This is a genomic window from Burkholderia sp. AU30198 (assembly GCF_020419825.1).
In the GTDB taxonomy this organism is placed as follows: domain Bacteria; phylum Pseudomonadota; class Gammaproteobacteria; order Burkholderiales; family Burkholderiaceae; genus Burkholderia.
The window spans coordinates 23,187-33,131 of sequence record NZ_JAIZSA010000032.1 but is presented as its reverse complement, the minus strand read 5'-3'; the positions used below and the strand labels follow the sequence as shown (position 1 = coordinate 33,131).

Here is a 9,945-nt window from a genome sequence, read left to right as displayed (position 1 = left end):
GCGCGCCGGATGCACCGGTCGACTACGACAAGGCGGCCGCTCCGGCGCCTGCGTCGGCGGCGACGACGTACGGGTAAGCAAGCGCAAGGAAGGGCAGGCGCGGTCTATCGCGCTTGCCCTTCGAACCGGCTGTATGCGGAAACGAAAACGCCACGGACGAAAGTCCGTGGCGTTTCTCTTTACGAAGCTGCCTGCGTTGGCAGCGACGTTACGTTAGCCTTGCTTCGCCCAAAGCGTGCGGCCGAGGAACGTCAGCGTGCGATCCCATGCGATTTGCGACCACACCGGATCGAACTGCGTACCGGCGATGCGGCCGGGGCCGACGGCCGTTTCATTGGCGAACGCGTGATGCGCGAGATAGCGATGGAATTCGAAACCGACCTTCGCATCGGTCAGCTTCTTCTCGAGCGCATCGACCTGGTCGATCGCAAAGAACGCGTCCTGCGTGCCCCAGTGGCCCATCAGCGGCACCTTGAGCTTCGCCGGATCGATGTAGTCGAGCGGCGGCAGGCCGTACCACGTGACGCCCGCGTCCGCATCGGCGAACTGCAGCGACAGCAGCGTGAGTGCGCCGCCCATGCAGTAACCCGTCACCGCGACACGCGACGCAAGCGTCTTCAGATATGTCACGGCGCCCGGAATGTCCTGCGAGGCGGCATCGCCGAAATCGAGCCCGGTCATCAGGTGGTGCGCTTCCTCTTCCTCGACCGTCGATTTGCCGCGATACAGGTCGGGCACGAGCGCGAAGTAACCGCAGCGCGCGAGGCGATCCGCGACGCCGCGGATCTGGTCGTTCAGCCCCCACCATTCCTGGATGACGACGACAGCGGGTGCGCCTTCGGTCTTAGCCGGCGTAGCGAGATAGCCTTGCAGTTCCTGGCCGTCCGGGCGTCGAAACGTGATCATGGAACCGGATGTTTGAGACATGAAACCGCTCCTTTTCGAAAAATGCGATGAGTGCCGCATCGGGGCCGGCCTGCGGGCGCGGCGACGTTCGGGCAAGCCGGGCGTCGTGGTTGCGCTCGCGTTCGTTTCGGCCGACGCCGACCACGCGGCCATTCTATGCGTAAACACCGGCTGCCGGCGTGAACGGCGCCGCGCGGCACGCGATCTGCAAGTTCGCCTCGATCGAGGGGGGCGGTCCGTTCCGGGAGTGGACGACCGAAAAGCAAACACCCCAAAGGTCGGATCAAAATCCAACTTTTGGGGTGCAGTTCAGAGCGGGGTGTTTCGTTTGCCGCGCGCGTATCGGAATACGCGGGCGTGTGTCCGGCTTACTGGCCGAAATACACGGAGTCGCGGCCTTCCTGCTTGACCGCGATCGCGCGGCCGGCGCGCACGCCGGCGGCGGCTTGCGCGCCGTAGCCGGTCTCATCGGCGTTCGTCACGCGGGCCTGCGCGGTTTGCAGCGCGCGCGGGTAATACTGGTCGGAGACTTCGGGCTTGTAGCCGGCCTGTTCGAGCTGGACGAGTTCCGCGCGCACTTGGGCACGCGTCAGCTGGCCCGACGGGTTCGATTGTGCGAATGCGCCATACGAGGCGGACAGGGCGGTTGCGGCGACGACTGCGTAGATGAACGACTTCATGATGACCTCCGGTTTCATTGATTTCGCGCTTCGCTTGTTGCGTTCAGCGGTTGATTGCATCGTAGCGATCACGTTACCGGTCGGAAATACGCGTTCCAGCGAATAATTATTGCAACTGGGTAAACGATCTGGGCAGGTGGGTGTTTCGTCTGATGATTTCGAGGCTATCCCGCGGTTGATCAGGACCTCGGACGAGGTTTCCTGCGACGCGCTGTCGTCGATCGGCCCGTGGCCTGACCGCACGACGATCAATTGGATCGGATACCGAAGTATTTGGGTGGGGTGGTTGACCTCGTTCGCGCCGAATCGCGCGCACGCTGTCGCGTCACTCGGCCAGGACTGCCTGCCGTTTCGGGTATTCGGCCGGCGTGATTCCGACGTGCCGGGTGAACGACCGCCTGAGCGTATCGACATTCGCGAAGCCGCATTTCGCGGCAACCTGCTTCGGCGTGTCGTGGCCGTTCTCGAGCAAGTGGCGGGCGGCCGAGATGCGGGTCGCCTCGACCCAGGCGGCCGGCGTCATGCCGACTTCCGCACGGAACAGCCGCGCGAAGTGGCGCGCGCTCATGCCCGCATGCTTCGCCATCTCCGCCACCGAATGCTCGAGTTCCGGATTCGCCGCGATCCAGCGCTGGACCTCCTGCAGTACCGAACGCCCGGCGGGGCGCGCTTCGCCCTTGCGGCTGAACTGGAGTTGCCCGCCCGGGCGCTTGAAGAACATGACCAGTTGCGCGGCGACGCGCCGCGCGATCTCGCGGCCGAGATCTTCCTCGACCAGCGCGAGCGCGAGATCGAGCCCGGCCGTGACGCCGGCACCGGTGCGCAGCTTGCCGTCGCGCACGTACAGCGCGTCGGCGTCGACGGCGAGCGACGGATAGGCTTCGGCAAGCGCGTCGGCGGCAGCCCAGTGCGTGGTCAGGTGACGCCCTTTCAGCAGGCCGGTGGCCGCGAGGATGAACGCGCCGGTGCAGATCGAGCCGTAGCGCTTGCTCTGCACGGCCGCCGCTCGCAGCCACGCGAGGACGTCGGTGCGCAGTGCGATCCGGCCGGCGCTCGGCGCGCCGGCGACCAGCAGCGTGTCGATACGCTCAGGGATGTCGGGGACGATCCAGTCCGGCAGCAACTGCGCACCGGACGAACTGCGGATCGGGCCGGACTCGCTCGCAATGATCCGCAACGTATAGAACGGCTTCCCGCATTCGGCGTTCGCTTGCGCGAAAACGTCGAGCGGTGCGGAGACGTCGAGCAGTTGAACGCCCGGAACGGCGAATATTCCCACGACCTTCGGCATGATCGATTGTGTGTTGTGTCGAACGTGACAGGTAGCAGTATAGGGGCGCCGACGGTGCATGGTGCGGGTGGGGGGGCCTGTTTCCGGCGTTCTTCCTGCCGTTCGGGAACAGTGTCCGTCCGTCGCGCAAAATGGCAGGATTCGACGTAACACGTCTATTGGAGACAGCTATCGAACTGCGGAGAATCAAGGGTGTTTTCAATGGAGGTCGATCATGACTGAGAACGTTGCAGGCATCACCATTCCCGATAGCCAACTGGCGCGCGAGATCACCGAACTCGTCCGCGATACCGCGTCTCCGCTGCTGTTCCATCATTCCAGCCGCGTCTTCTATTTCGCGGCGCTCGCGGGCCAGCGGCGCGGCCTCAAATACGATCCCGAGCTGCTTTACTGCGGCTGCATGTTCCATGACATGGGGCTCACGCACGAACACAGCAGCGCGTGCGAGCGTTTCGAAGTGGACGGCGCCAACGCGGCCCGCGATTTCCTGAAGGGCAAGGGCATCTCGCAGCAGGATATCGATGTCGTATGGACTTCGATCGCGTTGCATACCACGCCGGGTATCCCGCAGCACATGCACCCGGTGATCGCGCTCGTTACCGCGGGCGTCGAGATGGATGTGCTGGGCCTGACGTATCCGGAATACAGCGACGTCGAGCGCGAGGCCGTCGTCCGTGCGCATCCGCGTACGCCGCACTTCAAGGAAGACATCATTCAGGCGTTCTACGACGGGATCAAGCACAAGCCGGACACGACGTTCGGCAACGTGAAGGCCGACGTGCTCGCCGACAAGGATCCGCATTTCCATGCCGGCAATTTCTGCAGCGTGATCCGGTCGTCCGCGTGGGCCGGCTGATTGCTCGCGGTATGGCGCACGATCGCGGGTACGGGGCGGAGATCGTGCGCGCAACGTGAATCGCGGTTCCTTGATGATTGAGGCGTGCGGTCGTGCATGGCCAATCGCACGTTCGAATGCCGCCCCACGCGAACGGCGCGATGGTCGGCGGCAATGCCAACATCCAGACGGTCGGCCCGGGCTGCTGTAGGGCATTCGGCTGATCGAGACGCTTGCGCATTTCGATCGCGAAGTGATCCCGAAGCAGCACATCGACAACTGCTCGAAGTCCGATCCGGCTCATGGGACGGGCATCGCGGCGGTGCTGGCGCCACTGGTGGCAGCGTCGCAGTGAGCGGGGTGGATTGGCGTCGCGGCTCAGGCCGCATCGCCGGCAGAAAAGTACCCGTTTATGGGAGTGCGGTCCGTTGCGCTGCCGGATTTTCAATCGATACGAGTGTTCCAATGGCTTCCACGCTTCATGACGTACCGGATAGCCCCTGTGTCGGCGTGTGCTCGACGCTGTTCGACGATGTCTGCAAGGGATGCGGACGAACGGCCGACGAGGTCTCGCACTGGGTGTTCATGAACGACGACGAGAAACGCGCGATATGGGAGCGCCTCCGGCGTGAGGGCACGGCGATGCGTTTCCATCGGGACGGACGGTGAATGGCCAGAAGCGGCGCTCCTTCCGGACGACGGGGGCCGCGCTTGGCGAACATCTTCCTGTCCTGGGTGAACCCCTCGGCCTTGTCTGGAAGGATGGGGTGGAGGAATGAGAGCGAATGAAACCAGTAAAAAAAGTTGTTACGTGACAATCGTATGATGCTGGGCCGGACTTTATATACTGAATAATTGCATCCCATCATCCAGGCGAATCTTCGATTCGCGACCACAGCAACATGCCGCCAGACAGGCGGGGCATAGTCGCTCCGGCCTTCGCAGATACCTTGATGAGCGCCACAGGCGCACGCTCTATCCGGTTCCCGCAAGTTTCAGGCAAAACGCCTATAATGATTGGGCAAATTGCCGGGAGAGGTCATGAGCACCATTGCTTTTCATCCTTCGGGCGTCGCGCATCCGCGTCAGGCCGAATTCACGATTCTCGAACAGCTGCTGGCGATCCGTGTCCGATCGGGGGCCGATCTTGCCGAGCTGGCGAGCGCACGCGTCGACGTCTCGGTGATCGACCGGTTGTCCGAGCGCGGGCTGAAATCGGACGAACTGGCCTTCATCATTCCGCGCCGCACGCTGAGCCATCGTCGCCAGGCGCACGAACGCCTGTCGCCGGAGGAATCCGACAAGGCGATCCGTCTCGCGCGCATCGTCGCGCAGGCGACGGCCACGTTCGGCGACCAGGACAAGGCGATGGCGTGGCTGCGCAACGGGCTCCAGCGCTTCGGCGGCCGCACGTCGCTCGACATGGCGAGCACCGAGCATGGTGCGCGGCTCGTCGAGGAAGTCCTCACGCAGATCGACGAGGGGTACTTCGCTTGACGACGCTGTGGCGGATCAGCAATTTCGCCGACCTGAAAGGCATCGGCGGGTTGCGCGCCGGCGGGCGCTGGCATTTCGCCGGGCAGCCCGTCGTGTATCTCGCCGAGCATCCGGCGCTCGCGCTGCTCGAGACGCTCGTTCATTTCGAAATCGCCACGGTCGCGCAATTGCCGAGCGGATACCAGTTGCTTCGTATCGAGGTGGCTGATTCAGTCGATATCGCCGAAATCGCGGAGGGCGATGCGCCGGACGACTGGCGAACCCACGTCGACTGGACCCGCAGCGCCGGCACCGAGTGGCTGCTCACGCAGCCGAGCGCGCTGCTGCGCGTCCCCAGTGTTGTCGTGCCGCACGCGCACAACTACCTGCTGAATCCGCTGCATCCGGCCGCTTCCGAGGTCCGTATCGCCGAAGTCATGCAATCGCCGTACGACACCCGGATTCTGCGGCTGATCCAGTCGAAGCCGGGCGAATAGGGAGCCGGACGGCACGCGGCCCGCGTCAGTGCGGGATCAGCGCTCGTGTGCGGCGCGATCCGCGGCCGCATCGCGCGGCAGCGTCTGCCGGATGCGCGTGACCGTTCGCGTACTGACGAGACCGAGCATCGCACTGACGTCGGCATGTGCGTGGCCGGCGAGCAACTGGCGGCGCGCATACGTATTGCGCAGCACGCGCGGGCTCAGATCCGCCGCGTGGAAGCCGATCGCGGCCAGCGCGTCGCGCACCACGAGCAGCAGGAACATGTCGTTCATCGCGCCACCGCCGCGCGGCGCGGGAAACAGCAATGCGGATGCCGGCGCGTCTGCCGAGCGCGCGCGCCAGGCAGCGAGCGGCGCCAGCGCGAATTCGGCGAGTGCGATCCGGCGCGCGGGCCGTGCGCGATCGCGCGGCACGGATAGCACCGGCGTCCGTGCGTCGAGATCGGGCGCGTCGTGCATCGTCGCGCGTATCTCGGCCGACGTGATGCCGCTCGCGAGCAGCAGCGCGACGATCGCGCGATTCCGGCAGTCGGCCGGCGTGTCGTCCGGTCGAGGCTGCACATGGCGCTGCAGCGCCGCATCGGCATCGGGCGGCAGGTAGCACGGCTCGGGCTCGCCGTCCGGCCATGCGAGCGCGCGCGTCGCCCGGCCGGCCGGATGGATCGTGCGCACGCCGGCTTCGACCAGATGCCGGCCCAGCCGGTCGATCAGCTTCGCGTAGCGCACGCGGGTCGACGTGTCGGGCGCGCAGGTGCGCTCGAGTTCCGTCAGGAAGGTCGCGACGTGGTCGGGACCGAACGTGGCCAGCGATACGCGCTGTGCGATCAGATGGCGCAGGAACCGTTCGAACATCGCGACGTGCTGCACGACCGATCGCGGCGCGAACGGCCGGCGATCGGCGCCGGTCGCGGCGGTTTCCTGCCACGCGCGGAAGGCGCCGACGGGGTCGAGAATCCAGCGATTCGTGTCCATGCACGATTTATAGCTGGAATGCGGAGGCTCCCGCAATCGTTCGGATGGTCAACGCGCTGGCTGCCCCGACGCAACCGGCGTGTCAGAGCGCGACACGCGTGTCGTCGATGTCGTCGATATGCATCGCCCGGTAAGCGAGCAGCAGCGTGTCGAGGAAACGGAGCGCGGCCGGCACGCCGTTCCATTGCTTCGACATCAGCATCCCAAACCCTCCGTGGCCGGCCGACATGAACCCGACCACCCGACCCGTCGCGTGCGGATGCCGGGCGTCAGGCCGGCGATCGCAAACGAACCGGCTGCGCGGAGCGTGATATCGCCGGCATGCGGCAGCGCGCACTGGTGCCAGTCGTCGACATTACGCGTCGCGCGAAGGCGAAGAAGCCGTAATCGCAGTTGTGCTTACCTGTTCGCTCAGCCGCGCCAATGCAGCGAACGTCGGTTCTGTCGCGATGGCCGCCATGCCGTTGCCTCGCACGATCTGCACCGGTGAACCGAAATGACGATACAGGTTTGGCACCAGGATCGATGCAAGACCGACGACGCTCGTGGTTGCGAGTGTGAACTGGTTGGCGCGAGCGTGCAGGTCGATGCTGACGAGCAACCGGATGCCCATCACGCCGATCATCGCGAATACGACCAGCGCGGTGTTGCCGACCACGGCGGCCGGCGTCGCATACGCAAGCCTCGCGAGCGTCGTGACCAGCGCGATGACGATGTTCCCCGAGCGCTTCTCCGAGGCGATCGATGCAACAAAGAGCGGCTTCGCGCGCGGCGGCCGGACCGCCGGCAAACGCCGTCGGTCAGCCAGGTAACGACGTAACGACACCGGCCGAGCAAGCGCATCGCACTGCGATGCAGTGCAACACGCGCCCCCGCACGCGTGGGCAGTGTCGTTGCGCGTGCAACGTCCTGTCGCATTACGTCATTTCCTTGTTGCGAAAAAATTTTTGTTCATGGGACTATCGAACGCGTTGCCGGCGCACCGAGGGGGTCGCCGGCAGCATGATGTCCATCGCAACGACCTACAAGAACATCGGCAGACAATGAACAGAACAGCGATTTTTCCGTATGCGTCCGCGTTGCTCGCGGCCGCCCTGTTGACGGCATGCGGCGGCGACGTCGAGAACGAAGCAGGCCGCACGCCGACACCTTCCACCGATGCGAGCTGTCTCGCGGTCGACAACAGCGGCGCGACGGTCGTGGTCGGCTCGAACCAGCCGGGCGACCCGTCGCTGCCGGAAGCGTCGTCGGGCTATCGCACCGGGATGAAGCCGGTCTATGCGAAGACCTATCTGGTGGCCACGTCGAACGCGTACGCGAGCGCGGCCGGTTGCGCGGTGCTGAAGAAAGGCGGTACGGCCGCCGACGCGGCGGTCGCCGTGCAGGCCGTGCTCGGCCTGACCGTGCCCGAAGCGACGGGCCTCGGCTCGGGCGGCGTGCTGCTCTACTACGATGCGCGCGGCAAGATGCTGCAGGCGTATGACGGCCGGGAAACCGCGCCGGCCGCCGCAACGGAGAACTACCTGCGCTACGTCGACGACGCGACCGACCAGTCCGCGCCGCTGCCGAACGCACGGGCGAGCGGCCGCTCGATCGGCACGATCGGCGTGCCGAGGCTGATCGAGGCGCTGCAGCAGGATCACGGCCGGCTGCCGTGGCAGAACCTGTTCGGCGATGCGATCACGCTCGCGACCAACGGCTTCCCGATCGGTGGCCGGCTCGCCGACGCGATCGCGTCGAACGCCGCGAACCTGAAGCGCGACCCCGAGGCCGCCGCGTATTTCCTGAACGCCGACGGTTCGCCGAAGACGCTCGGCACCGTGCTGAAGAATCCGGCGTATGCGCGCACGCTGACGCTGATGGCGCAGTCGGGCGCGAACGCGCTGTACACGGGGCAGATCGCGCAGGACATCGTCGCGAAGATCGCGACGACGAAGGGCGCGGACGGGTCGACGCTCACGCCGGGCAAGACGACCGTAGCCGACTTGGCCGCGTACCAGGCGAAGCGTCGCGAGCCCGTGTGCACGACCTATCGCAGCTACTGGGTGTGCGGGATGCCGCCGCCGTCGTCGGGCGGCATCGCGGTCGCGTCGGCGCTCGGCATTCTCGAGAATTACGACCTGAAGTCGCTGAAGCCGACGGCAATCGATCTCGAAGGCGGCAAGCCGACCGTCGCGGGCGTGCACCTCGTCACCGAGGCCGAGCGGCTTGCGTATGCCGATCGCGACAAATACGTGGCCGATACGGATTTCGTGCCGCTGCCGGGCGGCACGTGGAATACGCTGCTGAACAAGCCGTACCTGAAATCGCGCGCGGCGCTGATCGACCCGACCAAGAGCATGGGCACCGCGCAGCCCGGCAATCTCGGCGCGGTGCCGCTCGGCGTCGACACGACGCTGATCGAGCACGGCACGAACCAGTTCACGATCGTCGACGGCGACGGCAACGTGCTGAGCGCGACGACGACGGTCGAGTCGAGCATGGGCTCGTTCCACATGACCAACGGCTTCCTGCTGAACAACCAGCTGACCGACTTTTCCGCGAACCCGGTAGACAGCGCGGGCAATCCGGTGGCCAACCGCCTGCAGCCGGGCAAGCGGCCGCGCAGCTCGATGGCGCCGACGATCGTGTTCGGTCAGGCCGCGGACGGCTCACGCGGCGATTTTGTGATGGCGACCGGTTCGCCGGGCGGCGGCACGATTCCGCAATACGTGGTCAAGACGCTCGTCGGCGCGCTGGACTGGGGCCTCGACGCGCAGCAGTCCGCTGGGCTCGTCGACTTCGGCGCGAGCAACAGCCCGACGACCACGATCGGTGGCGAGCATCCGAACATCAACACGGCGAACAACGGAGCGAACGATCCGCTGATCACGGGGCTGCTCGCGCTCGGTCACAAGGTGTCGACGTCCGCGCAGGCGAGCGGCGTCAACACGGTGATGCGTGTGACGGTCGGCCAGTCGCCCGCGTTGCAGGGCGGCACCGATCCGCGGCGTGAAGGCGTCGTGCTCGGCGATACGTTCCGGCCGTAACCCGGCAGGACGCACACGGCCCCGAACTGCCGAACGGCAGTCGGGGCCGTGTTGCTTTATGCGACCGCACCCGAGTGCCGAACTCGATGGGCGTGCAGGCGGGCGGAAGTTATCGAAGAACCTGCTGCTCAGCAGGATCGAGCCGGCTTTCCGGCTCGACGCGCCGAATATCCCGGCATAGGGGTCAACCCTCGAACATATCGGCTCACCGGGTTACGTGGCCGGAACTCTGCGCCGTTCCGCGCACCGCGGCTGG

The 9,945-nt window shown here is 65.8% G+C and carries 10 protein-coding genes; 5 read left to right on the top strand and 5 right to left on the bottom strand.

The genetic code is table 11. The features are described from left to right. Positions 1–213: 213 nt before the first annotated feature. The 3 genes from LGN19_RS38080 to LGN19_RS38070 form a co-directional block, all read right to left on the bottom strand. Positions 214–927, bottom strand: coding sequence for a dienelactone hydrolase family protein (locus LGN19_RS38080; RefSeq protein ID WP_226220092.1), 714 nt, complete (start codon positions 925–927; stop codon positions 214–216). A gap of 347 nt (positions 928–1,274) precedes the next feature. Further along, a complete protein-coding gene (locus LGN19_RS38075) occupies positions 1,275–1,586 on the bottom strand; it encodes a DUF4148 domain-containing protein (RefSeq protein ID WP_043185856.1) in 312 nt (103 codons plus the stop codon). 325 nt (positions 1,587–1,911) lie between these two features. Next, positions 1,912–2,877 (bottom strand): GlxA family transcriptional regulator, encoded by a 966-nt coding sequence (locus LGN19_RS38070; RefSeq protein ID WP_226220091.1) that lies wholly within the window; start codon positions 2,875–2,877, stop codon positions 1,912–1,914. A 214-nt stretch (positions 2,878–3,091) separates the two neighbouring features. On the opposite strand from LGN19_RS38070, the gene LGN19_RS38065 reads away from it, so the two are divergent. The 4 genes from LGN19_RS38065 to LGN19_RS38050 all read left to right on the top strand — a co-directional run bounded on the left by LGN19_RS38065 (position 3,092) and on the right by LGN19_RS38050 (position 5,685). Next, entirely contained in the window at positions 3,092–3,733 is a 642-nt protein-coding gene (locus LGN19_RS38065) for an HD domain-containing protein (protein ID WP_122950247.1), read from the top strand. Positions 3,734–4,177: 444 nt separating this feature from the next. After that, a complete protein-coding gene (locus LGN19_RS38060; RefSeq protein ID WP_174962290.1) occupies positions 4,178–4,381 on the top strand; it encodes a DUF1289 domain-containing protein in 204 nt (67 codons plus the stop codon). A 372-nt stretch (positions 4,382–4,753) separates the two neighbouring features. Then, the gene (locus LGN19_RS38055) at positions 4,754–5,209 is read left to right on the top strand and encodes an antitoxin Xre/MbcA/ParS toxin-binding domain-containing protein (protein ID WP_031403156.1); all 456 of its coding nucleotides are present in this window, start codon (positions 4,754–4,756) and stop codon (positions 5,207–5,209) included. Continuing rightward, positions 5,206–5,685: an RES family NAD+ phosphorylase gene (locus tag LGN19_RS38050; protein WP_122950249.1), complete on the top strand. Its 480-nt coding sequence runs from the start codon at positions 5,206–5,208 to the stop codon at positions 5,683–5,685. The genes LGN19_RS38055 and LGN19_RS38050 overlap by 4 nt, the downstream gene beginning before the upstream one ends. A gap of 36 nt (positions 5,686–5,721) precedes the next feature. On the opposite strand, the gene LGN19_RS38045 is transcribed toward LGN19_RS38050, so the two are convergent. Both LGN19_RS38045 and LGN19_RS39995 read right to left on the bottom strand, forming a co-directional pair. Further along, complete coding sequence (locus LGN19_RS38045) at positions 5,722–6,660, bottom strand: tyrosine-type recombinase/integrase (protein ID WP_226220090.1); 939 nt, start codon at positions 6,658–6,660, stop codon at positions 5,722–5,724. A 355-nt stretch (positions 6,661–7,015) separates the two neighbouring features. Further along, a complete protein-coding gene (locus LGN19_RS39995) occupies positions 7,016–7,486 on the bottom strand; it encodes a solute carrier family 23 protein (RefSeq protein WP_226220089.1) in 471 nt (156 codons plus the stop codon). Between the two features lie 217 nt (positions 7,487–7,703). On the opposite strand from LGN19_RS39995, the gene LGN19_RS38030 reads away from it, so the two are divergent. After that, positions 7,704–9,689, top strand: a complete 1,986-nt coding sequence (locus LGN19_RS38030) for a gamma-glutamyltransferase family protein (RefSeq protein ID WP_226220088.1) — start codon at positions 7,704–7,706, stop codon at positions 9,687–9,689. Positions 9,690–9,945: the final 256 nt, after the last annotated feature.